19 protein-coding genes and 1 tRNA gene are annotated in these 23,249 nt (G+C 70.2%); 11 read left to right on the top strand and 9 right to left on the bottom strand.

The features are described from left to right. Positions 1 to 7: 7 nt before the first annotated feature. Entirely contained in the window at positions 8 to 814 is an 807-nt protein-coding gene (locus SM116_RS14035; protein ID WP_320941591.1) for a ZIP family metal transporter, read from the top strand. A gap of 85 nt (positions 815 to 899) precedes the next feature. Then, entirely contained in the window at positions 900 to 2,141 is a 1,242-nt protein-coding gene (locus SM116_RS14030) for an LCP family protein (RefSeq protein WP_320941590.1), read from the top strand. A gap of 73 nt (positions 2,142 to 2,214) precedes the next feature. Here SM116_RS14030 and SM116_RS14025 read toward each other — a convergent pair whose 3' ends face one another. Next, complete coding sequence (locus SM116_RS14025) at positions 2,215 to 3,669, bottom strand: DHA2 family efflux MFS transporter permease subunit (RefSeq protein ID WP_320941589.1); 1,455 nt, start codon at positions 3,667 to 3,669, stop codon at positions 2,215 to 2,217. 104 nt (positions 3,670 to 3,773) lie between these two features. Between SM116_RS14025 and SM116_RS14020 the strand changes: the two genes are divergently transcribed. Then, the gene (locus SM116_RS14020) at positions 3,774 to 4,364 is read left to right on the top strand and encodes a TetR/AcrR family transcriptional regulator (protein WP_320941588.1); all 591 of its coding nucleotides are present in this window, start codon (positions 3,774 to 3,776) and stop codon (positions 4,362 to 4,364) included. Between the two features lie 15 nt (positions 4,365 to 4,379). Here SM116_RS14020 and SM116_RS14015 read toward each other — a convergent pair. Further along, positions 4,380 to 4,451 (bottom strand) — tRNA-Lys (locus SM116_RS14015). 208 nt (positions 4,452 to 4,659) lie between these two features. Here SM116_RS14015 and SM116_RS14010 point away from each other — a divergent pair. The 5 genes from SM116_RS14010 (at position 4,660) to SM116_RS13990 (ending at position 8,976) form a co-directional block, all read left to right on the top strand. Then, positions 4,660 to 5,046 (top strand): helix-turn-helix transcriptional regulator, encoded by a 387-nt coding sequence (locus SM116_RS14010; RefSeq protein WP_320944186.1) that lies wholly within the window; start codon positions 4,660 to 4,662, stop codon positions 5,044 to 5,046. Between the two features lie 10 nt (positions 5,047 to 5,056). Beyond that, a complete protein-coding gene (locus SM116_RS14005; protein WP_320941587.1) occupies positions 5,057 to 5,467 on the top strand; it encodes a VOC family protein in 411 nt (136 codons plus the stop codon). Between the two features lie 81 nt (positions 5,468 to 5,548). Further along, positions 5,549 to 6,187 (top strand): DNA-directed RNA polymerase subunit beta, encoded by a 639-nt coding sequence (locus tag SM116_RS14000; protein WP_320941586.1) that lies wholly within the window; start codon positions 5,549 to 5,551, stop codon positions 6,185 to 6,187. A 175-nt stretch (positions 6,188 to 6,362) separates the two neighbouring features. After that, the gene (locus SM116_RS13995) at positions 6,363 to 7,247 is read left to right on the top strand and encodes an aminotransferase class IV (protein ID WP_320941585.1); all 885 of its coding nucleotides are present in this window, start codon (positions 6,363 to 6,365) and stop codon (positions 7,245 to 7,247) included. Positions 7,248 to 7,395: 148 nt separating this feature from the next. Beyond that, positions 7,396 to 8,976, top strand: coding sequence for an alkaline phosphatase family protein (locus SM116_RS13990; RefSeq protein ID WP_320941584.1), 1,581 nt, complete (start codon positions 7,396 to 7,398; stop codon positions 8,974 to 8,976). 69 nt (positions 8,977 to 9,045) lie between these two features. On the opposite strand, the gene pstB is transcribed toward SM116_RS13990, so the two are convergent. The 4 genes from pstB to SM116_RS13970 all read right to left on the bottom strand — a co-directional run bounded on the left by pstB (position 9,046) and on the right by SM116_RS13970 (position 13,267). Next, complete coding sequence (gene pstB / locus SM116_RS13985; RefSeq protein ID WP_320941583.1) at positions 9,046 to 9,825, bottom strand: phosphate ABC transporter ATP-binding protein PstB; 780 nt, start codon at positions 9,823 to 9,825, stop codon at positions 9,046 to 9,048. 16 nt (positions 9,826 to 9,841) lie between these two features. Continuing rightward, on the bottom strand, positions 9,842 to 10,951 hold the full coding sequence (pstA, locus tag SM116_RS13980) for a phosphate ABC transporter permease PstA (RefSeq protein ID WP_320941582.1): 1,110 nt from the start codon (positions 10,949 to 10,951) through the stop codon (positions 9,842 to 9,844). After that, complete coding sequence (gene pstC / locus SM116_RS13975; protein WP_320941581.1) at positions 10,948 to 11,976, bottom strand: phosphate ABC transporter permease subunit PstC; 1,029 nt, start codon at positions 11,974 to 11,976, stop codon at positions 10,948 to 10,950. Before pstC ends, pstA begins: the two co-directional genes overlap by 4 nt. Positions 11,977 to 12,136: 160 nt before the next feature. Further along, positions 12,137 to 13,267, bottom strand: coding sequence for a phosphate ABC transporter substrate-binding protein PstS (locus tag SM116_RS13970; RefSeq protein ID WP_320941580.1), 1,131 nt, complete (start codon positions 13,265 to 13,267; stop codon positions 12,137 to 12,139). Positions 13,268 to 13,469: 202 nt separating this feature from the next. Between SM116_RS13970 and SM116_RS13965 the strand changes: the two genes are divergently transcribed. Genes SM116_RS13965 through SM116_RS13955 form a run of 3 tightly spaced genes read left to right on the top strand, consistent with a single transcriptional unit; the run spans position 13,470 to position 19,596 of the window. After that, on the top strand, positions 13,470 to 14,339 hold the full coding sequence (locus tag SM116_RS13965; RefSeq protein ID WP_320941579.1) for a hypothetical protein: 870 nt from the start codon (positions 13,470 to 13,472) through the stop codon (positions 14,337 to 14,339). A gap of 2 nt (positions 14,340 to 14,341) precedes the next feature. After that, a complete protein-coding gene (locus SM116_RS13960; protein WP_425563256.1) occupies positions 14,342 to 18,328 on the top strand; it encodes a Pls/PosA family non-ribosomal peptide synthetase in 3,987 nt (1,328 codons plus the stop codon). Further along, positions 18,325 to 19,596, top strand: a complete 1,272-nt coding sequence (locus tag SM116_RS13955) for a M1 family metallopeptidase (protein ID WP_320941578.1) — start codon at positions 18,325 to 18,327, stop codon at positions 19,594 to 19,596. Before SM116_RS13960 ends, SM116_RS13955 begins: the two co-directional genes overlap by 4 nt. 3 nt (positions 19,597 to 19,599) lie before the next feature. Here SM116_RS13955 and SM116_RS13950 read toward each other — a convergent pair whose 3' ends face one another. The 3 genes from SM116_RS13950 to SM116_RS13940 are packed head-to-tail and all read right to left on the bottom strand — an operon-like array spanning position 19,600 to position 23,231. Beyond that, positions 19,600 to 20,118, bottom strand: a complete 519-nt coding sequence (locus SM116_RS13950; RefSeq protein WP_320941577.1) for a 4'-phosphopantetheinyl transferase family protein — start codon at positions 20,116 to 20,118, stop codon at positions 19,600 to 19,602. A 12-nt stretch (positions 20,119 to 20,130) separates the two neighbouring features. Continuing rightward, positions 20,131 to 21,069 (bottom strand): NUDIX hydrolase, encoded by a 939-nt coding sequence (locus SM116_RS13945; RefSeq protein ID WP_320941576.1) that lies wholly within the window; start codon positions 21,067 to 21,069, stop codon positions 20,131 to 20,133. Then, positions 21,066 to 23,231: an RNA degradosome polyphosphate kinase gene (locus SM116_RS13940; protein ID WP_320941575.1), complete on the bottom strand. Its 2,166-nt coding sequence runs from the start codon at positions 23,229 to 23,231 to the stop codon at positions 21,066 to 21,068. The genes SM116_RS13945 and SM116_RS13940 overlap by 4 nt, the downstream gene beginning before the upstream one ends. Positions 23,232 to 23,249 lie beyond the last annotated feature (18 nt).

Below are 23,249 nucleotides of genomic sequence, written 5' to 3'. Positions count from 1 at the left end.
AGAGTGTATGCCCCTGCCCGCCGTCCTGCTGCTCGGCTTCATCGCCGGGGCGACGATCGTACTGGGAATGCCGCTCGGCCGGATGCGGTCCACCGCGCCCAGCCTGCGCACGATGCTGAACGCGATCGCGGCCGGCATCCTGCTGTTCATCTTCTGGGATGTCCTCGCACATGCGTGGGAGCCCATCGACACCGGACTCGGCGACCTGCACGCGGGCAAGGGCGACATGGGAGCCGTGCTCGGGCTCGGACTGCTGTTCGCCGCCGGCCTCGCCGTCGGCCTGCTCGGGCTCACGTGGTACGAGCGCTGGATGGTGCGCCGCTCCGGTGACGAGCACCTGTCGCCGCGCCGGCTGGCGCTGCTCATCGCCGTCGGCATCGGGCTCCACAATTTCGCGGAGGGCCTCGCGATCGGCCAGTCGGCGGCATCCGGTGAGCTGCAGCTGGCGATCGTGCTCGTGATCGGCTTCGCCCTGCACAACGCGACGGAGGGCTTCGGCATCGTCGCACCGCTCGCCGCCGACGTCGACGAGCACGGGCATCGCCGCATCCCCTCGTGGGCGCAGCTGCTGCTGCTCGCGCTCATCGGCGGCGGTCCGACGGTCCTCGGCACCTGGGTCGGCACGTTCTTCATCAGCGATGTCGTCAGCGTTCTCTTCCTCACGCTGGCGGCCGGTTCGATCCTCTATGTCGTCCTGCAGATGATCGGGATCGGGATGCGGGCGCGCCGCGGCGATCTCGTGGCCTACGGCGTACTCATCGGCCTGATCGCGGGCTTCGTCACCGACGCGATCGTGACCGCCGGCGGCGCCTGACGCCACCCGCTCCGCCGGGCGCGGTCCCAGGCGATGCTCAGGCCGTTCCAGGGGACGCGCAGGGGAGCAGAGCAGGGTCGGAGGCGTGACCATCCCCACTGAAGGACGCCGGCGCCGACTCTTCGCCTGGATCGGCGCGGGCGTCGCGGCCGCGGTCCTCATCGCCGGCGCCATCGTCGCCGTCGACCTCATGGGCCTTGCGACCGGCATCCACCGCTCCCACGTGGCCATGCCGAGCGGGACATCCCAGCCGGGGGTCCCTCAGCTGACGGGTGAGACGAACATCCTCGTGATGGGCCTGGACAGCCGTGTCGACGAGAACGGCGACCCCTACCCGGCGGACATCTACAACGCCATCCACGCCGAGGACCAGTCGGTCGGCGGGTACAACACCAACGTCCTCATGTTCATCCACATCCCCGCCGGCGGCGGCCAGGCCGTGGGCATCTCGATCCCGCGCGACGACTACGTGCAGTACGCCGGAACGCCGGGCGGCGCCGGCCACGGCAAGATCAAGGAGGCCTACGGGCGGGAGTTCGCCGCGCAATACTCGGCGCTCCTGAACAAGGGTGTCGCCAAGACGGATGCGTACCAGCAGGCGCGCACGGCTGCGCGGCAGGAGGAGATCGACACCGTCTCCACGTTCCTCGGAGGGGTGCGCATCGACCACTTCGTCGAGATCACGATGGCCGCGTTCTACCGCATCGCACAAGCGGTGCAGCCGGTCACGGTCTGCCTCAATCACGCCACCGCCGACACGTTCTCGGGCGCCGACTTCCCCGCGGGCGTCCAGCAGGTCAGCGCGTCGCAGGCGATGGCCTTCGTACGGCAGCGGCGCGACACGCGATACAAGAACGTGTTCCTCACCGACCTCGACCGCACGCGGCGCCAGCAGGCGTTCATCGTCTCGCTCGCCGTCAAGCTGCGGCATTCCGGCACCTTCGCGAACCCCGTCACGATGCAGACGCTCATCGACACCGCCAAGCAGTATGTGGCGCTCGACAGTGGATTCGACCTCCTGAGCCTCGCCTCGCAGGCGCAGCGGCTGTCGGGCGGAGGCCTGAGCTTCCAGACGCTGCCGATCGAGCGCTACGGCACGGTCGGCGGCGAGGACGTCAACATCGTCGACGTCGCCAAGATCCAGGCGATCGTGGCCGGTCTGCTGCATCCGCCGACGCCGACGCCCGCGCCGACACCCTCGTCCCAGACCACGACGAAGGCGACGCCGCCCGCGACCCCGTCACCGACGTCGACGACACCGGGCTCGAACGTCTATACGGACAGTCGGTCGCCCCTGCAGTCGGGCGTGGTGCCCTGCGTGAATTGAGGGTCCCGGGTCCAGGAACAGCACGGGCGCGGTGAAGCCCGGGCACACGATGCGCCCGGGCCCACCGATCCGTTCAACCGACGGCGACGGGCTCGTCGACCGGGCCGGACTCGGCATCCACCTCGTCCAGACCCGCGTCGTGCGCCACGGCGGTTCCGCGCCCTGCGGGGAGGAAGAGGGCGGCGATCGCGCCGAGGCCGAGTGCGGCTGCCCCGGTCAGGATCGCGGGGACGGCCGCCTCGACGTACCCCGTCGGGGTCAGCTGGCCGTGCGCACCCAGGAAGACTGCGGTCAGGGCGGCGACGCCGAGCGCCGTGCCGACCTCGCGGAGCGTCGAGTTGGTGCCTGTCGCCTTCGCGTGGTCGACCTCGGGCATGTGGGCGAGCACGGCCGTCGACATCGGAGCGAACACGAGCGCCATGCCGATCCCGGCCAGAAGGAACGGCGGGACGAGCTCGAGGTACGCGACATCCCTGCTCATGACGAGGGCCATCCACACGAGCGCGGCCGTCTGCATCGTCAGGCCCGTGACCATGAGGGCGCGCGTGCCGACGCGCGGGGCGAGGAGCCCCGCGAGGGGTGCGATGAACATCGGGGCGAGCGTCCAGGGCATGGTCTGCAGCCCGGCCTGCAGCGGCGACGCGCCCTGCACGACCTGAAGGAACTGGATGAGGATGAACACCGACCCGAACATCCCGAAGCTGAACGCGAAACCCACGACGTTCGCCGCGGTGAAGCTGCGGTCGCGGAACAGCCGCATCGGCAGGAGCGGTGCCGGGGCGCGCAGCTCCCACAGGACGAAGCCGACCAGCAGCAGCGCGCCGACCGTGAGCGAGCCGACGATCTCGAAGCTGTCCCATCCCGCGTCGTTGCCGCGCACGATGCCGTAGACCACGGCGAGCACGCCGAGGCCGGCGAGGAGCACGCCGAGCACGTCGATGCCGACGCGCGCGCCGCGGCTGTTCGGCAGCGCCACGAGCGCGAGGGGGAGCGCGATGACCCCGACGGGGACGTTGATCCAGAAGATCGCCTGCCAGTTCCAGCCTTCGACGACGGCTCCGCCGATGAGCGGACCGAGCGCGACCCCGAGGCCCGCGACGCCGCCCCAGATGCCGATCATCGCGGGCCGCAGACGCGTCGGCACGCTGCCGGCCAGGAGCGTGAGCGAGAGGGGCATGACGCCGGCGGCGCCGAGGCCCTGGATCGCCCGGCTGACGATCACCATCTCGGGGGTCGTGCTGAGGGCGGCCAGGATGCTGCCGCCGGTGAACACCGCGATGCCCACGAGGAAGACGGTCCGGCGACCGAGACGATCGCCGAGCGCGGCGGCCACGAGGATGAACGACGCGAACGCAAGCGTGAACGCGTTGACGAACCACTGGAGCTGCTCGATGGATGCGCCGAGGTCGGCGCGCATCGCGGGCAGCGCGTTCGTGACGACGAGGTTGTCGAGCGTCGACATGAACATCGGGAGGGATGCCGCGACCACGGCGAGCCATACCGGGATGCGGCGAGCGGAGGAAGACATGACGAGCCTTTCGTCAGGTGGGATGAGTGTCCGGATCAGCCTTGTGGTAATTGACTGATTACTTACCTGGACGAATGTAGCTATCGACTGATAACATGTCAAGCATGGCTTCCACCTCCGACCGCATCCCCGCGATGGAGCGGCGCGAGCTGATCCTCGAAGCGGCCGCGCGCGTCTTCGGCGAGCAGGGCTATGCCGGGGCGACGACCGACCGCATCGCCCGCGAAGCGGGGATCAGCCAGCCCTACGTGCTGCGGCTCTTCGGCTCCAAGGAGCAGCTCTTCATCGACGTGCTGCAGCGCACGTGCGCGCGCATCCTGCTCGCGTTCGACGCCGCGATCGCGGCGGCCCCGGAGGGGACCGAGGACTTCCGGCCTTTCATCGGCGACGCGTACGTGTCGCTCGTCAAGACCGATCGCGGGGTGCTGCTCTCATTGATGCAGGGGTTCATCCTCGGACACGACGCGGGCATCGGGCCCGTCGCACGCGCCGGCTTCATGCGCATCTACGACCGCCTGCGCGACGTCATGCCCGCGGAGGAGGCGATGGCCTTCATCGCCCAGGGCATGCTCATCAACACCCTGATCGCGTCCGGCCTTCCGCTCGAGCTCAAGCACGGCCGCAACATCGAGGAACTGCTCGAGTGCGCCTTCGGCGACGAGCTGTCCTTCGTCCTCGAAGAGCTCAACGCCTGATCGATACGAGATAAGTGGGCCCCGTGGGACTCGAACCCACAACCTACGGATTAAAAGTCCGCAGCTCTGCCATTGAGCTAGAGGCCCGGCAGCACCAGAAGAGGTGTGCGGCACTTCTCGGAAGTCTAAGCCACTACCCGAGTTCGACCGAATGGCCGCGCGGCGGACGTGCGTCCGTGCGCACCGCGTCCGCACCCGGCGTTAGGGTCGGAAGGTGGCATCCGATGCAGCGTCCCCGGGCAATCCGCCGCAGTCGGTCGAGACCCTCCGCTTCCTCCGCCGCGCGCGCGACCTCATGGACCGGCAGTACGCCGACCCGCTCGATGTCCCGACCATGGCCGCTGCGGCGCTGATGTCGCCGGCGCACTTCAGCCGGGAGTTCAAGACCGCGTACGGCGAGACGCCCTACGCCTACCTGATGACACGGCGCATCGAGCGCGCGATGGCGCTGCTGCGCGACGGGATGAGCGTGACGGATGCGTGCACCGCGGTCGGTGCGACCTCCCTCGGCTCATTCAGCTCGACTTTCACGCGGCTCGTCGGCGAGACGCCGAGTGCCTACCGTGCGCGCCCGCACGAGGCCGTGGAGGCGATGCCGTCGTGCATGGCGATGGTGCTGACGCGGCCGATGCCGTTCGGGCTGAGCAGGATCGGAGAAGCATCCGTGTCCGCATCCTCGTAGCGTTGCGGGCATGACAGACATCAGCCTCTCCTACAGCCCGCTGACCGTCGACGACGTCGACGCGGCGATCGACTTCTACCGCGATGCGCTCGGGCTCGAGCTCGTCAACGACGTCTCCTCGGACGGCCACCGCTGGGTGTCGCTCGGCTTCTCGGGCCAGCCCGGTCTCATGCTCGTCCTCTCCGACCCCGGCGCCGGACGCTCGCCCGAGGACGGCGACGCGCTGCAGCGCCTCGTCGTCAAGGGGTCGGGCCCCGGGCCGATCGTGTTCAACACGACAGACCTCGACGCGACGTTCGAGCGCGTGCGCGCGGCCGGCGCCGAGGTGCTGCAGGAGCCCAAGGTGCAGCCCTGGGGCCCGCGCGACTGCGCGTTCCGCGACCCCGCGGGCAACCACATCCGCATCAACCAGGCCGCCTGAGGCCCGCCCGCCGCCCGCCCTCGCGTCCGGCGACGGCGGGCGTCGGGCCGCGTACCCGGGCCCGCCGGTACCCTGGAACGGATGACAGATCCATCCCGGGAGTACCACAAGCCGGTGCGGCGCCCCGCCGAGCTGTTCGATCGGCTGTTCGCGGCCGAAGACCCCGCCGAGGTGTCGCGGGTCGCGCATTCGACCGCTGCGGCCCTGCTCGCGCGCGTCCGGGCGGATCCGGATGCGGGCACCGTCGAGCGGCTCGTCTCGTACACGGGCGAGCACGGGATCGACGACATCGCCGAGCTGTGGTCGCGCTCGCCGGCCCGATCCCTTCCCGGTGCGCTGTGGCGCCTGTACCTGCTTCAGCTCATGATCCACGACGACCCGCACACCGCCGCGCTGCTCTACGCCCGCGGCCGTGCCGAGCTCAGCTCCGCCGACGAGGTGATCGCGGGTGCTCCCAGCCCTGCGGGACCGGACGAACTCGTCGCGCTCATCGACATGATCATGCGCGGCCTCTTCGACGGCGACTTCGCCGTCGCCCTCGACCGTGCCGCCGCCTTCTGCCGCGTCCAGGCGACGGGCGCGACGCACCTCGCCGACGACTACGAGCCGACCGAGCCGGAGCGCGCCTCGACGCTGACGACGCGCGCGCTGCGACTCGCGACGTATGCCGAGGATCTCACCTCGTGCGCAGCCCTCTGGCGGCGGGACTCCCTCACCTGACGCGAGACCGCGTCGCCTGCAGAACCAGGGGAGAAGATGGTGCCGGGCCGCAGAACGCCTCTCGGCGCAAGGCCGCTCGCAGCGGCAGAAGATGGAGCCCGGGGTTACTGCGGCCCGGCCGATACAGTCTAACGGACCGGTGGCTGCACGCATTCCCGGCCCTAGGCTCGGAGTCATGACCTGGCGTTTCGCGCTCATGATCGAGCCCGCGGCATCCGACGACTCCCGCACAGATTTCTCCGACACCTTCACCGTCGTCGACCCGGCGGCCCCCGCACTGAGCGTCGGCGAGCTCAGCACGCAGCGCGGCGACGGCATCTTCGAGTCGATCGGCGTCGTCGACGGGCACGCCCAGGAGGTCATCCCCCACCTCGAACGGCTCGCGCACTCCGCCGGGCTGTGCGATCTGCCGGCGCCGCATCGGCTGCAGTGGCAGCAGGCCGTCGCCCGGGCGGCGGCCGAGTGCCCGCCGGGGGAGTCGGTGATCAAGCTCATCCTCAGCCGGGGCATCGAGCATGGCCCGGCGCCGACGGCGTGGGTGACGGCGACCGAGGCCGCGGACTTCCGCGCCGCCCGCACCACCGGCATCCGCGTGGTGACCCTCGACCGCGGCCTGGACAGCGGCGCGCCCGATCGCGCCCCGTGGCTTCTCCTGGGCGCCAAGACGCTCTCCTACGCCGTGAACATGGCCGCGATCCGCGAGGCGAGGCGTCGCGGGGCAGATGACGCGATCTTCGTCTCGTCGGACGGGATCGTCCTCGAGGGGCCGACGTCATCCGTCATCCTGCGCACCGGCGACCGCTTCGCGACGCCGGCGCCGGGGGCAGGCATCCTGCACGGCACGACTCAGCTGAGCCTGTTCACCCGTCTCGAGGAACTCGGGTTCGAGACGGCCTACGACTCGATCCCGGCTGCCCGGCTGCAGCGCGTGGATGCCGCGTGGCTCGTGTCGAGCGTGCGGCTCGCAGCGCCCATCCGGAGCATCGACGACAGGCCCCTCGCCGTCGACGCGTCCCTCACCGCCGACCTCAACGACTACCTGCTGAGCCCGCGCGACTGACCCGCCCGGATCGACCCGGGAAACCCCCTTGCCCCGGTCGGTGGCTCGGCGTAATCTCAGCGATCGCCTAGACGTTTCGCAGAGAAGCGACCAGCGGCCGCACGGCGCCGATGCCGTCGCCCAGGCTCCATCCTCAGGAGGCAGTCCCGTGTCCAAGCGTTTCACCGTCCTCGCCACGATCGCCGCGCTCGCCGTCGCCGGCACCCTCGCGCCATCGGCCGCCGCGCTCGGCGATCCCGGTGGGGGTTCGCCCGGCCACGGCCAGCCCTCGACCATCCCCGGCGGGTTCAAGCACCTGGTGGTGATCTACGAGGAGAACCACTCGTTCGACAACCTCTACGGCGGCTGGGGCTCGGTCAACGGTCAGGCGGTCGACGGCACGCAGAGCGTCCCGCAGATCGCTCAGGACGGCACGACGTACAGCTGCCTGCCGCAGGTCGACGTCAACCTCGCCTCGCCGCCGCTGCCGGCGAGCTGCATGGATGCGGCGCACGGCATCGCGAGCGCGTTCACCAACCACACGTTCACCATCGACGACTACATCTCGCCCACGGACACCACGTGTCCGGTGCCGGGCGTCTTCGCCGCGAACGGCGTGCTGAAGGGAACCGGCGAGCCGGGAGGGTGCACGCGCGACCTCGTGCACCGCTTCTACGAGGACCAGTACCAGGAGAACGGCGGCCTGATGAACCGGTACACGACCGGTTCCGACGCCGTGGGTCTCACCCAGGGGCAGTACGACACCACGAAGCTGCCGATCTACCAGTACCTGCACAGCGCAGGCGCGCCGAACTACGTGCTGGCCGACGACTTCTTCCAGGCGGCGTTCGGCGGCTCGTTCCTCAACCACCAGTGGCTGATCGCCGCCCGCACGCCGCTGGACACCACGGCGACCGTCAACAACTCGGTCGTGGACAGCAACGGCATGCCCGCCAGCTACCCGCAGTACCACGCGACGAGCCCGGTGAAGAACACCCAGTGGACGGTGGCCTGCCCGGACGGCGGCAACGACTACTCCGCCGCGTGCGGCAACTTCGCCGTCAACACGATCCAGCCGGCGTCGGCACCGCACGGGGGCGGGGCCCAGCTGCCGCTCATCGACGACACGAAGTACCCGAACATCGGCGACCGCATGACCGCCGCGGGCATCTCGTGGAACTGGTACTCGGGCGGGTGGGACCAAGCGACGGCGCCAGGAGGCACCCCGGGCCCGCTCTTCCAGTACCACCACCAGCCGTTCAACTACTTCGCGGCCTACGCACCCGGCCAGCCTGGTCGCGACCACCTGCTGGACGAGACGAAGTTCATCGCCGCAGCGCAGAACGGCACGCTGCCCACCGTCAGCTTCGTGAAGCCCTACGGCGCGGAGAACGAGCACCCCGGATACGCCAGTGAGCCGGACGGCAGCGACCACCTGGTCGACCTGCTGAAGACGATCACGACGGGGCCGGACGCGAAGAGCACGCTCGTCGTCGTGACCTACGACGAGTTCGGCGGCCAGGCCGACCACGTGGCGCCTCCGGTCGTCGACAAGTGGGGCCCGGGAACCCGCATCCCCGCACTGCTCGTGAGCGCGAAGTTCGCGGCATCCGGTGTCGACCACACGCAGTACGACACGACCTCGATCCTCGCGACGATCGAGAAGTCCTACCACCTCGCCCCGCTCGGCACGCGGGACGCGAAGGTGAACCCGCTGTTCGCCGGCATCCGGATCGGACTCGACGGCTAGTTCGGCTGGGGACAGTGGTGCCCCTCGGCCATCGGCCGAGGGGCATCCGTCACGACGCGGCGGGACCGTTCACCCGAAGCGACCCGACACGTAGTCCTCGGTCGCCTGCACGGACGGCGTCGTGAAGATCGTGCGGGTGTCGCTGTATTCGATGAGCTTGCCCGGCTTGCCGGTGCCGGCGATGTTGAAGAACGCCGTCTTGTCCGAGACGCGGGAAGCCTGCTGCATGTTGTGCGTGACGATGACGATCGTGTACTGCTCCTTGAGCTCCTCGATCAGCTCCTCGATCGCGTAGGTCGAGATGGGGTCGAGAGCCGAGCACGGCTCGTCCATGAGGAGCACGTCGGGCGAAACGGCGATCGCGCGCGCGATGCACAGGCGCTGCTGCTGCCCGCCGGAGAGGCCGGCGCCCGGCTTCTCGAGGCGGTCCTTGACCTCGTTCCAGAGGTTCGCGCCCTTGAGGGATTTCTCGACGAGGGCGTCGGCGTCGGACTTCGGGATGCGCTTGGAGTTCAGTCGCACACCCGCGAGCACGTTGTCGCGGATCGACATCGTGGGGAACGGGTTCGGGCGCTGGAACACCATGCCGACGTCGCGGCGCACCGCGACCGGGTCGACGTTCGGGCCGTACAGGTCGTCGCCGTCGAGGAGGACCTCGCCCTCGACGCGGGCGCCGGGAATGACCTCGTGCATGCGGTTGAGCGTGCGCAGGAACGTGGACTTGCCGCAGCCGGACGGTCCGATGAAGGCTGTCACGCTGCGCGGTTCGATGTCCATGGAGACGCCCTCCACGGCGAGGAAGTCGCCGTAGTAGACGTTCAGATCCTTGACTTCGATGCTTTTGGACACCAGGTGCCTTCCTTGCTTAGCGGGCCTTCGGCGCGAACATCTTCGCGGCGATTCGGGCGATGAGATTGAAGATGACGACCAGGATGACGAGCAGCAGCGCTGCACCCCACGCCTGCGCCTGAGAGGCCGCGATGTCCTTCCCGGGGAAGGCCCATCCCGTGTACGCCATCACCGGCAGGGTCTGCATCGGCCCGTTGAACGGGTTGGCGTTGAAGTTGTCGGTGAAGCTCGCCGCGATGAAGATCGGGGCGGTCTCGCCGACGACACGCGCGACGGCGAGGACGACGCCGGTCACGATACCGCTCGCCGCTGTGCGCAGCACGACCTTGAGGATCGTGTTCGACCGCGGCACGCCCAGCGCCAGCGACGCCTCGCGCAGGTCCGCGGGAACGAGCCGGATCATCTCCTCGGTCGAGCGCACGACGATCGGGATCATCAGCACGCACAGGGCGATGGATGCCGAGAACCCGCTGAACGCCTTCGGGCCGACGATCACCGACGCCAGCGAGAAGGCGAACAGACCGGCGACGATCGACGGGATGCCGGTCATGACGTCGACGAGGAAGGTGATCGCGCGACGCATGGGGTTGCTCGGCAGGGAGTACTCGGTGAGGAAGACGGCCGTGAGGATGCCGATCGGCACCGAGATGATCGTCGCGATGCCGGTGATGATGAAGGTTCCGACGATCGCCTGCCACGCGCCGGGGGTGAAGGTCACCGTCAGCGTCTGCGGGTTGAAGGTCGAGCCGCCGACGCTCGTGATGAACTGCCAGCTCAGGATGCCGATGCCCTTGCTGACGACCGTCCACAGGGTGGAGATCAGCGGTGCCAGAGCGAGGAGGAAGAACGAGGTGACGACCCCTCGCACGACGCGGTCGGTGGCCTTGCGGCGGTTCTCCACGATCGAGGAGCTGAAGCCGATGGCGATCAGGTAGACGACCGCTGTGAAGACCAGCCAGACCGCGATGTTCAGGTGCTGCGTGATGACGAACAGCACGAGTGCGACGACCACCGCGACGATCCCGAGCAGGATCGGCTCGATGAAGCGGGGGAGCTGACCGGTGGTCAGATCCTTCTTGGACACGGGGCGGTTCACCGGCGGGCGCGTGGAGGTGGGAGCGCTCATGCGGGCTTTCCTGCCTTCCTCGGCGTCCGGCTGCGTCGCTTCGCGTCGGGTCCGCTGGCGGAGATGATGTAGCGGGCCAGGAAGTTGACGCCGAACGAGATGACGAAGAGCATGAGGCCGGTGCCGATGAGCGCCGAGCGCTGGATCTCGGTGGCGACGCCCCAGTTGTTGACGATGTTGGCCGCGATGGTCTGCGAGTTGTATCCGTCGGTGAGGATCTGCACCGAGTACCGGATCGACGGGGAGACGATCAGCGCGAACGCCATCGTCTCGCCGATGGCCCGTCCGACGCCGAGCAGAGTCGCCGACACCATGCCGCTGCGCGCGTAGGGGAGGACGGCGAGCCGGATCATCTCCCAGCGGGTCGCCCCCAGGGCGAGAGCCGCCTCCTCGTGGAGCCGTGGCGTCTGCAGGAAGATCTCGCGCGTGATCGAGGTCACGATCGGCAGGATCATGACCGCGAGCACGACGCCGCCGGCGAGCATCGTCGAACCGGTGGTCGAGACGGGCCCCGCGAAGAGCGGGATCCAGCCGAAGTAGTGGTTGAGGAAGTCGGACAGCGGCAGGAGCAGCGGTCGGATGACGACGATGCCCCACAGGCCGAAGACGATCGACGGGACGGCCGCGAGCAGATCGACGATGTAGCCGAGAGCGCCGGCGATGCGGCGCGGCGCGTAGTGCGAGGTGAACAGGGCGATGCCGATCGCGACCGGTGCGCCGAGGACGATCGCGATGAGTCCCGACCAGATGCTGCCCCACAGGAGCGGGCCGACGTACGCCCAGAAGCTCGGCCACGGGACGCCGGCGGGGTTCTGGATCGACGCCAGATCCTTGGTGGCCGGCCAGTCCGCGGTGATCGCGGGAATGCCCTGGATGATGAGGAAGATCGCCACGCCCGCGAGGATCACGAGGATCAGTGACGCGGAGGCGGCGGAGAGTCCGAGGAACACGCGGTCGCCCGTGCGACGGCCGCGCTCACGGGACATCGCGGCACGGGCCGGTGGTCGGATCGCGGTGTCAGCCATGGATGGCCATCTCGAGTCGCATCTGCATCTTCCTGTCGGGTTCAGTGTGTCGCGCTGGGCTCCCGGGTCCCTCCGTTGCCGGGACGCCGGTCGGAACGACGAGATCCGGTCCGCCGGCCGCGACACCTGAGTGTCGCGGGACGGCGGACCGGACGGGACTCTACTTGATGCCGCCGATCGACGTCTGCGCCTCAGCGAGTGCCTCGCTCGGCAGCGGAGCCGAGCCGGCGTTCTTCGCCGAGATCTGCTGGCCGAGCGTGCTGGCGATGTAGCCGAGGTACGACTTCGTCAGTGTGGCCTGCTTCGCGTCCTTGAAGGTGCTGCACGTGACGGCGTACGACAGCAGCGGGATCGGGTAGGTCTCGGCGGTCAGCTTCGAGTAGTCGAACTTCTTCGACAGGTCACCGGGTACACCGTTCGAGGCGGTGACAGCGGCGACCGCGTACGTCTTCGCGACGGCCTCGGGGCTGAAGGCGATGGCGGTGCCGTCCTGGAGGATCGATGCAGCGCTCAGGTCGCCGATCGCCGAGTGGTCGGCGTAGCCGATCGTGCCGGTGCCCGCCTTGACGGTCGCGACGACGCCCGAGCCGCCCTTCTGGAGCGAGACGTTGCCGCTGACCGGCCACTGCTTGCCGGCCGGGTAGGGCCACGCGGCCGACTGCGTCGCGGCGAGGTAGTTCGTGAAGTTCGCGGTGGTGCCGGAGCCGTCCGAGCGGGCGACGGTCGTGATCGGGCCCGCCGGGAGCGCCGTGCCGTTGTCCTTGGTGATGGCCGGGTCGGACCAGTCGGTGATCTTCAGGTTGAAGATGTTCGCGATGGTCGCACCGCTCAGCTTCAGGGTCTTCACGCCGGGGACGTTGAAGATGATCGAGACGCCGTCGAGGTAGATCGGAATGTCGATGCCGCCGGGGGCGCAGAGGGTCTTCGACTTCGCCGTCTCGTCGGCCGAGAGCGGTGCGTCGGAGCCGGCGAAGTCGTACGCGCCGCTCAGGAAGTTGGTCACGCCGCCGCCGGAGCCCTGCGACTTGTCGTAGTTGACGGTGACGCCCTTGACCGAGGCCGTGTAGGCGGCCGTCCACGCAGCCTGCGCGTTGGCCTGGGCGCTCGAACCGCCCGCGGCGATGGTGCCGGTGAGGCTCGTGTCGAGAGTGACGTTCACCGCCGAGTCCGTCGGCGAGGCGCTTGCGCTCGAGGTGGAGCCGCTGCTGCTCGGGCCCGACGAGCATCCCGCGAGGGCGAGTGCCGCGATGGCAGCGATCGCGCCGACCTGCGCGATTCGGTTGATCTTCATTCGAAGTCCTTCACTGTTGCAGTGGTTCGCCCGGTGCAGGGCTGAATGCGACGGTAGACACGCACTCTTACCGGAGTCCGCCGTAATGGTGAACGGAAGGTGAACGACCGCGCGACGGCGCGGAATCTCGGGCCATGAGAAATGCGGCATCCGGTTGCGGACCCACTCGAACCGGCGAGATCGCTCCGCTAGCGTATGCGGCATGGCGAAGACCACGAAGGCAGAGCGGAAGGCGTTCGACGCCTTGGAAGACGCCGCAGGCGCCGCGACGACCGCGAAGAAGGTGGCCAAGGGACTCCCGCGCCCCCAGGCGAAGAAGCTGCGAGCCGCGGCATCCGACGCGATCGACGTCGCGGACACGTCGAAGAAGGCGGTGCGGCGGCATCCGAAGCGCGTGCGCAAGCAGGCCGAGAAGGCCACCGACCGCGTCCTCGCGGCGACGGACAAGGCGCTCCGCAAGGCGGAGGCCGAGCGCGCCGACGCCAGAGCAGCGAAGAAGGCCAAGACGTCGGCGGCCGCCGAGAAGGCCGCCCGCAAGGCCGCAGAGAAGGCGAAGAAGTCGAGGAAGGCCGAGACGCCGACCGGCGTCGTCGTCGAGGTCATCGCGATCGATCAGACGGTGACGGACGAGGAGCTGGACCGGGTGCTCCAGGAGGTCGTCGACGAGGTCGTCCTCGAGGACATCATGGAGGCCGCCGCAACCGAGGAGGCGCTCGAAGCGCAGTTCGAGGAGGCGGTCCTGGAGGAGGTCGTCGCGGAGGCGGTCGAGGACGCCGCCGAGGATGCTGCCGCAGCGGAGCTCGAGGAGGTCCTCGACGACGTCGCACGCGTCGAAGCGATCGAGGAGGCCGAGGAGGACGAGTTCGAAGCGGCCCGGGCCGAGGCCGAGGCCGAGCTCGACGAGGAGATCGAGGAAGCCCTCGATGCGGAGCCGGATGGCGCCCCCGTCGCGGAGGCCGAGCCGGAGCTCGCCTCCCTGACGGTCGCAGAACTGCGCGCCCGTGCCCGCGACGCGGGCTTCACGGGGTACTCGCGCCTGAGCAAGGCGCGACTCGTAGAGCTGCTCTCCTGACGGTGGGCTCCGCCGCGCCGGGTGGCCCCGCCACCGCTGAGGACGGCCAGCGGGTGCTGGATCGGACGGATGCCGCGCCGCCGCCGCGCACCCTCCTCGACATCCTGCGCGACACGGCGCGTCGGCATCCCGAAGCATCCGCCATCGACGACGGATCCGTCGTCCTCAGCTATCGCGAGCTGATGGCCTCTGTCGGCGCAACGGCGGCGCGGCTGCAGGATGCCGGCGTCCGGCGCGGCGACCGCGTCGGCGTGCGCGTGCCGTCGGGCGCCAAGGAGCTGTACGTCTCGATCCTCGGGGTGATCGCGGCCGGCGCCGCGTACGTGCCGGTCGATGCGGACGACCCCGACGAGCGCGCGCGCCTCGTGTTCGGGGAGGCGAAGGTGCGGGGCATCATCGGTGCGGGAGGCGTGTACACGCCGGTCGCAGAGGACGTCGCCGCGGGTGTCGCGGCCGAGGTCGTCGTGTCGCCGCTGTTCGACGGGCAGGCGCCGCGTCCCGGCACGCGGGCCGCTCCCTCGGACCCGCCGACGCCTGCCGACGATGCCTGGATCATCTTCACGTCCGGATCGACCGGCGTGCCCAAAGGCGTGGCAGTCTCCCACCGGTCCGCGGCCGCGTTCGCGGATGCGGAGGCGGGCCTGTTCCTGCGGGACGCGCCGCTCGGCCCCGGCGACCGGGTGCTGGCCGGCCTGTCAGTGGCGTTCGACGCCTCGTGTGAGGAGATGTGGCTCGCCTGGCGCCACGGCGCGTGCCTCGTGCCCGCGCCGCGCGCCCTCGTGCGGTCCGGCGAGGACCTCGCTCCCTGGCTCATCCGCCAGGGCATCACGGTCGTCTCGACGGTGCCGACCCTCGCGGCGATGTGGCCCGTGGAGTCGATCGAGAACGTGCGCCTGCTCATCTTCGGCGGCGAGGCCGTGCCGCCGGAGCTCGCGGCCCGGCTCGTGGCCGAGGGCCGCGAGGTGTGGAACACGTACGGGCCGACGGAGGCGACGGTCGTCGCGTGCGCGTCGATGATGGACGGCGTCGGTCCCGTTCGGATCGGGCTGCCGCTCGACGGCTGGGCACTGGCCGTCGTGGATGCCGAGGGCCGGCGGGTGGCGCCGGGAGAGGCCGGCGAGCTCATCATCGGCGGCGTGGGGCTCGCGCGCTACCTGGACCCGGCGAAGGATCGCGAGAAGTACGCGCCGATGCCCGCGCTCGGGTGGGAGCGCGCCTACCGCTCCGGCGACCTCGCGCGCTACGAGCCCGAAGGACTGATCTTCCAGGGCCGCGCCGACGACCAGGTCAAGGTCGGCGGCCGGCGTATCGAGCTCGGCGAGGTCGAATCCGCCCTGCAGGATCTGCCCGGAGTGAGCGGCGCAGCCGCGGCCGTGCGCACGACGGAGGCGGGCGTCCCGGTGCTCGTCGGCTACCTGGCGGTCGCCGCGGGGGATGCGTCGGGCTTCGACCGCGCGGCGGCGCGTGCGCACCTGGCCGAACGGCTCCCCGCGGCGATCGTCCCCCTGCTGGCCGTCGTCGACGAGCTGCCCGTGCGCACGTCGGGCAAGGTCGACCGCGCGGCGCTGCCGTGGCCCCTGCCCGGCGTCGAGGCGCCCGCGCCGGGACTCAGCCCCGCCGAGGCCTGGCTCGCCGAGCAGTGGCAGGCCGTGCTGGGCATCCCCGTCCCCGATCGCAAGGCGGACTTCTTCGACCTCGGCGGCGGCTCCCTCGCGGCGGCCCAGCTCGTCTCGCGCCTGCGCGTGAAGGTGCCCGAGTTCTCCGTCGCCGACATCTACGACGTACCGCGCCTCGGGGCGATGGCCAAGGCTCTCGGACCCTTCCTCGACTCTGAGGACGAGGTGGCCTTCCACCGTCCCGCGCCGACCCCGCGCACGACCCAGTGGGTGCAGACTCTCGCCGGCGTCCCGCTGTTCATCCTCACCGGCGTCCGATGGCTGCTGTACCTCCTGACCGCGAGCTCGCTGCTGCGGCTCGTGCCCGGCTTCGAGGCCCTGCCTTCGGCGCCGTGGTGGGCGATCATCATCGGTCTCGTGATCTTCGCGACGCCGTTCGGCCGCATGGCGGTGTCGGTCGCAGCGGCGCGCCTGCTCCTGGTCGGCCTCGCTGCCGGCGACTACCCGCGCGGCGGCGCCGTGCACATGCGGCTGTGGCTGGCCGAGCAGATCTCGGATCAGGTGGATGCCGTCGGCCTCGCCGGCGCGCCGTGGGTGACGTACTACGCCCGCGCGCTGGGTGCGCGGATCGGGCGGGACGTCGACATGCACACGATGCCGCCCATCACCGGGATGCTCGAGATCGGCGACGGCGCATCCGTCGAACCCGAGGTCGACCTGCGCGGCTACTGGATCGACGGCGACGTGCTGCGCGTCGGCGGCATCCGCATCGGCGCGCAGGCGACCGTGGGCGCCCGCAGCACCCTCGCGCCGGGGACCCGCATCGGCAGGCGCGCCGAGATCGCCCCCGGTTCCGCCGTGTTCGGGCGTGTGCGGGCGGATCAGACCTGGGCGGGCTCGCCGGCCGAGCGCGTGGGCGGCACGGCGGTCGACTGGCCGGCCGAGCGCCCGCCCCATCGCACCCGATGGCTGTATGCGTACGCGGTGTCGGCCGTGACGCTCGCGCTGCTGCCGCTCGTCTCGTTCGCCGTCGGTGCGCTCGTGCTCGCGGCCGGGATGCGCGGGTCCGGCGATCTCGGCGAGGCGATGGGCCGAGCTTTCGTCTGGCTCATCCCGGCGACCCTGGTCGTCGGAGTCGTGTTCGCCGTGCTCGTCGTCGTGCTCGTGCGGCTCATGTCCATCGGACTGGTCGCGGGCACGTACCCGGTCCGCAGCCGCGTCGCGTGGCAGGCGTGGACCACCGAGCGGCTCCTCGACTCGGCGCGCACGATCCTGTTCCCGCTCTACTCGAGCCTCTTCACGCCCGTGTGGCTGCGGATGCTGGGCGCCCACGTCGGCCGGGATGTCGAGGCATCCACCGTTCTGCTCATCCCGTCGATGACGCACATCGAGGACGGCGCATTCCTCGCCGACGACACGATGGTCGCCTCCTACGAACTGCACGCGGGATGGCTGCGGGTCGGGCCGGTCCGCATCGGCAAGCGCGCCTTCCTCGGCAACTCGGGGATGGCGGCGCCCGGCCACCGCGTGCCGCGCGACGGACTCGTCGCCGTGCTCTCGTCGGCGCCGGTCAAGGCGAAGCCCGGGTCGTCGTGGCTCGGCTCGCCGGCCGTGCGCCTGCGGCGGCTGTCGGCCGCGGGCGACGACTCCCGCACCTACAACCCGCCGCTGCGCCTGAAGGTGGCGCGCTCCCTGTGGGAGCTGTGCCGCGTCATCCCCGTGTTCGTGACGTGCGCCATCGGCCTGCTCGTCCTGTTCGCGCTGGCCGCGCTCGTCGAGACGATCGGGCCCTGGTGGACGCTCGTGCTGTCGGGACTGATCATGCTCGTCGCCGGGGCGCTCGCGGCCGCGGTGTCGACGATCGTGAAGTGGATCGTCGTCGGCCCGATCCACGCGGGGGAGAAGCCTCTCTGGTCGAGCTTCGTCTGGCGCACCGAGGTGTCCGACACCTTCACCGAGATGGTGGCCGCTCCCTGGTTCGCCCGTGCGGCCACCGGCACGCCGGCCCTCGCCATGTGGCTGCGCAGCCTCGGCTCCACGATCGGCCGCGGGGTCTGGTGCGACAGCTACTGGCTGCCGGAGCCCGATCTCGTCACGCTCGGCGACGGCGCGACCGTGAACCGCGGGTGCGTTGTGCAGACCCACCTGTTCCATGATCGAATCATGAGCATGGATGCCGTCGAACTCGAGGTCGGAGCGACCCTCGGCCCGCACAGCGTGATCCTGCCCGCAGCCACGATCGGCGCCCACGCCACGGTCGGCCCCGCGTCCCTCGTCATGCGCGGCGAGACCGTGCCGGTGGGCAGCAGATGGAGCGGCAACCCGATCGGCCCCTGGCGTGCGGTGAAGGTCCGCTCGTACCAGTCGTCGTGAGCGACCGGTACACGCCACAGAGCGGCGACCCGTCCTTCGACGTGGAGTCGTACGAGCTCGACCTGTCGTATCGCGTGCGCGTCAACCGCCTCGAGGGTCGGGCGATCGTCAACGCGATCGCCGCCCAGCCGCTGCCGTCGTTCTCGCTCGACTTCATCGGTCTGCGCGCCTCCCGCGTGCGGGTCGACGGCGACCGCCGCACGACGTTCCGGCAGAGTCAGCGCACCCTGCGTGTGACGCCCCCGGCCCCGCTGCGGGCGGGTGAGGCATTCTCGGTGGACATCGCCTACGCCGGCGCCCCCGCGCCCCGGCGTACGCGATGGGGGGCGATCGGATGGGAGGAGCTCGAGGACGGCGCGCTGGTCGCCTCGCAGCCCATCGGAGCCCCGACCTGGTTCCCGTGCAACGACCGTCCCGACGACCGGGCCTCGTACCGCATCACGCTGCGCACCGACGCCCCGTACACCCCGATCGCGACGGGCGTCCGCACCTCGGTCGGCCGCACGGGCGGCCTGACCACCGCGATCTTCGAGTCCCGTGTCCCCACCGCGACCTACCTCGTCGCGGCGCACATCGGCATGTATCGCGAGACGGTTCTCTACGGACCCGTCCCCATCACCCTCGCCCACCCCGCGGCGCTCGCGGCCCCGGTGCGTGCGGCGTTCGCCGACGTGCCGCGGATGCTGCAGGTCTTCGCGGACGCGTTCGGCGCCTACCCGCAGGAGGCGTGCACGATCGTGATCACGCCCGACGAGCTGGAGATCCCGCTGGAGGCGCAGGGTCTGGCGACCTTCGGAGCCAATCATCTGGATGCGGCATCCCATCGGCTCGTCGCCCACGAGCTGGCTCACCAGTGGTTCGGCAACAGCGTCGGCCTCGCGCGCTGGGAGGACATCTGGCTCAACGAGGGGTTCGCGTGCTACGCCGAATGGATCTGGTCGGAGGCGTCGGGAGGGGTGACCGCCGACCATCTCGCCCGCTGGCACCACGCGCGCCTGAAGGGCATGCCGCAGGATCTGCTGATCACCGACCCGGGGCCCGACCGCATGTTCGACGACGTGATCTACAAGCGCGGCGCCCTCACGCTGCATGCGCTGCGCACGACCATCGGGGATGCGGCGTTCTTCGACCTCCTGCGGGCGTGGACCGGACGGCACCGGCACAGCCTCGTCACGACCGACGACTTCCGGGCTCTCGTCGCGGGCACGGGCCAGAGCGGCCTGCTGGAGCAGTGGATCGACCGCCTGCCGCTGCCCGCCCTGCCGTGACGGCTATCCGTGGGAGAGCTCGCGCAGAGCGACGCTGATGAGCACGCCGGCGGGGGCCGCAGCATCCCGTCCGCGAAAGACACGCGGCTCGGCGTCCGGACCCGGCACGACCGCGCTCCACCCGTCCGCATCCCCGGTCACGACGACGGTCTGCGGATCGACCCGGATGCCGCGGCCGTCCGCCTTCAGCGCCGCCTCGACGCGCGTCCACGCGCGCACGCCGAGACCACAGGCAACCGTGGCGATCTCCGCATCGAGCCCGAAGGCGCCGACGCCCGCGGAAGGGACCACGCCGACGACGGCGAGGTCGCCGGCGTACGAGACGCTCGCCCGCCACGGCGATCCGGGCAGCTGCACGGGGCCATGCGGGCCTCCGCAGAACGGGCAGGGGTTCGCGATCGGCACGTCGCCGACGAGCCCCCGCAGCAGCGCCCACGCGACCTCGCGCCTGCGCGTTCCAGCGGGCACCGCTTCCCACGCGGTGCGCAGGTCCTCGAGCGCGGTCATCGCCGGCGCACTCATGCGGGCTCTGCCTCAGTCCTTCGGTTCGTGCGTCTCGATCGCGACGATGCCGGAGCCGGGGTTGGTCGCCGACAGGTGGACGACCGAGAACGCGCCCATCTCGAGCGCCGACGCGCTGCCGAGGTACGAGCCGCGCAGTGTGCCGGTCGCGAGGGCGATCTCGCTGAGGATGTCCGGCAGCACAGGGCCGTGGCTGCACAGGACGGCCGGTGTGCGCTTGCGCACGCGCTTGCCGATGACGGCCCGCACGTCGGCCTCGCCCTTCTCCCAGGCGTCCTGCCCCAGGAGCGGTGTGCGCTCGATGCGTCGGCCCGTCGCCGCCGCCAGCGGGGTGACGGTCGTCACGCACCGCACGGCGTCGCTCGAGATGATCTTGCGCACGCCGAACGCCTGCAGCGGGCCGGCGACGGACTTGGCCTGACGCGCACCGCGTGCGCTCAGCGGACGAAGCATGTCGGCCTGCTTCCACCCCTCGCGCGGCACGGAGCGCGAGTGCCGCAGCACGACCACGGGGAACGTCTCGAGCACGCCGTCGCCGACGAACTTGAGGAAGTTCTCGAGGATCTCGACGTCCACCGGATAGCTGAGGTAGCCGCGGGCTCGCTTCGGGGTGACCCACTCGAGCGCCGCGATCTCCTTGTTCGGCACGAACACGGACGACCGGATGGCATCGTCGGTGGCCTCGGCGGCCCAGTAGTGGACGATCTTCTGGCGCTTGCTCGGCATCCGATATCTCGAGACTCCGACCGGGATGCCCAGGGCCACGCGGATCCCCGTCTCTTCGAGGATCTCGCGCACCGCGGTCTCGGCCAGCGTCTCGCCCGGGTCGACCTTTCCCTTCGGGAGGGTGACGTCGGCGTACGCCGTGCGATGGATCACGAGGATCATCAGCTTGCCGTCCACGCGGCGCCACACGACACCGCCGGCGGCGTAGACAGCGGTGTCCGTCATCGCACCGCCCGCGCGCGGCGCCGACGGTGCACCGCGCGCATCGTCCTGTCCTGCAGGTCGACGAGCGGCTTGCCCTCGTCGTCGACGCGGTGCCTCGTCCACTCCCCGTCGGGTCCCAGGTGCCACGAACTCGTGCCGTCGCTCATCGCGACGGAGAAGAGGTCCTCGAGCTCCTTGATGTGCGCCGGCGCGGTGACCCGCACGAGCGCCTCGACGCGTCGGTCGAGGTTGCGGTGCATCATGTCCGCGCTGCCGATGTAGATCTGCGGATCGCCATCGTTGCGGAACGCGAAGATGCGCGAGTGCTCCAGGTAGCGGCCCAGGATGCTGCGTACCTTGATGTTCTCGCTCAGGCCCTCCACTCCCGGCTTCAGTCCGCAGATGCCGCGCACGAAGACCTCGACGGGAACCCCTTGCTGGCTCGCACGGTACAGCGCGTCGATGATCTGCTCGTCGACGATGGAGTTCACCTTGATGCGGATGCCGGACTCCTTGCCGGCGAGCGCGTTGCGGCGCTCCCGCTCGATCAGCCGGAGCAGGCCCTTGCGCAGGTGCAGGGGAGCGACCAGGAGCCGCTTGAACTTCTTCTCGATCGCGTAGCCGCTGAGCTCGTTGAACAGCCGGGTGAGGTCCCGCCCGACCTGCTCGTCGACGGTGAACAGGCCGAAGTCCTCGTAGACGCGGCTCGTCTTCGGGTTGTAGTTGCCCGTGCCGATGTGACTGTAGCTGCGCAGGACGTTGTCCTCCTGGCGGATCACGAGCGCGAGCTTGCAGTGCGTCTTCAGGCCGACGAGGCCGTAGACGACGTGCACGCCGGCCTTCTCGAGCTTGCGGGCCCAGACGATGTTGGCGGCCTCGTCGAACCGCGCCTTCACCTCGACGAGCGCCAGCACCTGCTTGCCGGCCTCGGCGGCGTCGATCAGCGCCTGCACGATCGGGCTGTCGCCGGACGTGCGGTACAGCGTCTGCTTGATGGCCAGCACGTGCGGGTCCTTGGCCGCCTGCTCGAGGAACAGCTGCACGCTCGTCGCGAAGGACTCGTACGGGTGATGCACGAGCACGTCCGCCTTGCGGATCGCCGCGAAGATGTCGGCGCGCTCGTTGTTGTCGCCCGGCTGGAAGGCGAGCGGCGTCGTCGGCACGTGGGGCGGGTATTTCAGGTCCGGCCGGTCGACGCGCGACAGGTCGAAGAGCCCTTGCAGGTCGAGCGGGCCGGGGAGGCGGTAGACCTCCTGCTCGGTGATGGCGAGCTCGCTGATGAGGAGGTCGAGGGTCACGTCATCCATGTCGTCCGTGACCTCGAGGCGGATGGGCGGCCCGAAACGGCGGCGGAGCAGCTCGGCCTCCAACGCCTGGATGAGGTTCTCGGTCTCGTCCTCCTCGATCACGACGTCCTCGTTGCGCGTCAGGCGGAAGGCGTGGTGGTCGAGCACCTCCATGCCCGGGAACAGGTCGCCGAGGTTGTTGGAGATGAGGTCCTCGAGCGGCAGATAGCTCACGCCCTCCTCGGTCCGTGCCACCTCGACGAAGCGGGGAAGCATGGGCGGGACCTTGAGGCGGGCGAACTCCTGGCGTCCGGTGCGGGCGTTGCGGATGCGGATCGCGAGGTTCAGCGACAGCCCGGAGATGTAGGGGAACGGATGTGCGGGGTCCACGGCCAGGGGCATGAGGACGGGGAACACCTGCGTCTGGAAGTAGCGGTACAGATCGTCGCGCTCGTCGGCGGTGAGCGCATCCCACGTCGTGATGTGGATGCCGGCATCGGCGAGACCCGGCCGCACGAGGTTCTGCCAGATGTCCGCGTGACGCAGCTGCAGCCGGTGCGCCTCGCCCGAGATGTCCGCCAGCACGTCCTGGGGGGAGCGGCCCACGTTCGTCGGGATGGCGAGGCCCGTGATGATGCGGCGCTTCAGACCGGCGACGCGCACCATGAAGAACTCGTCGAGGTTGCTGCCGAAGATCGCGAGGAAGTTGGCACGCTCCAGGATCGGCTGCGTCGGGTCCTCGGCCAGCTCGAGCACGCGCTGGTTGAACGCGAGCCAGCTCAGCTCGCGGTCCAGGTAGCGGTTCTCCGGCAGCTCGGAGTCGTACGCCTCCTCCAGGTCGAAGTCGTCGTCGTCCGCATCGCCGAGACCGGCATCGAGCACCTCGGATTCGATCATCCCCACATCATTGCAGGC

It is taken from the genome of Microbacterium rhizosphaerae, assembly GCF_034120055.1.
GTDB lineage: Bacteria > Actinomycetota > Actinomycetes > Actinomycetales > Microbacteriaceae > Microbacterium > Microbacterium rhizosphaerae.
The sequence above is the reverse complement of the archived record's forward strand: the minus strand, read 5'-3'. Positions and strand labels throughout refer to the sequence as shown.

Excerpts from the sequence above, each read along its gene's own strand:
- SM116_RS14035 (WP_320941591.1), top strand. The coding sequence starts at position 8 with ATGCCCCTGCCCGCCGTCCTGCTGCTCGGCTTCATCGCCGGGGCGACG.
- SM116_RS14025 (WP_320941589.1), bottom strand. The coding sequence starts at position 3,669 with ATGTCTTCCTCCGCTCGCCGCATCCCGGTATGGCTCGCCGTGGTCGCG.
- SM116_RS14020 (WP_320941588.1), top strand. The coding sequence starts at position 3,774 with ATGGCTTCCACCTCCGACCGCATCCCCGCGATGGAGCGGCGCGAGCTG.
- SM116_RS14010 (WP_320944186.1), top strand. The coding sequence starts at position 4,660 with ATGGACCGGCAGTACGCCGACCCGCTCGATGTCCCGACCATGGCCGCT.
- SM116_RS14005 (WP_320941587.1), top strand. The coding sequence starts at position 5,057 with ATGACAGACATCAGCCTCTCCTACAGCCCGCTGACCGTCGACGACGTC.
- SM116_RS14000 (WP_320941586.1), top strand. The coding sequence starts at position 5,549 with ATGACAGATCCATCCCGGGAGTACCACAAGCCGGTGCGGCGCCCCGCC.
- SM116_RS13995 (WP_320941585.1), top strand. The coding sequence starts at position 6,363 with ATGACCTGGCGTTTCGCGCTCATGATCGAGCCCGCGGCATCCGACGAC.
- pstA (WP_320941582.1), bottom strand. The coding sequence starts at position 10,951 with ATGAGCGCTCCCACCTCCACGCGCCCGCCGGTGAACCGCCCCGTGTCC.
- pstC (WP_320941581.1), bottom strand. The coding sequence starts at position 11,976 with ATGGCTGACACCGCGATCCGACCACCGGCCCGTGCCGCGATGTCCCGT.
- SM116_RS13970 (WP_320941580.1), bottom strand. The coding sequence starts at position 13,267 with ATGAAGATCAACCGAATCGCGCAGGTCGGCGCGATCGCTGCCATCGCG.
- SM116_RS13965 (WP_320941579.1), top strand. The coding sequence starts at position 13,470 with ATGGCGAAGACCACGAAGGCAGAGCGGAAGGCGTTCGACGCCTTGGAA.
- SM116_RS13950 (WP_320941577.1), bottom strand. The coding sequence starts at position 20,118 with ATGAGTGCGCCGGCGATGACCGCGCTCGAGGACCTGCGCACCGCGTGG.
- SM116_RS13945 (WP_320941576.1), bottom strand. The coding sequence starts at position 21,069 with ATGACGGACACCGCTGTCTACGCCGCCGGCGGTGTCGTGTGGCGCCGC.
- SM116_RS13940 (WP_320941575.1), bottom strand. The coding sequence starts at position 23,231 with ATGATCGAATCCGAGGTGCTCGATGCCGGTCTCGGCGATGCGGACGAC.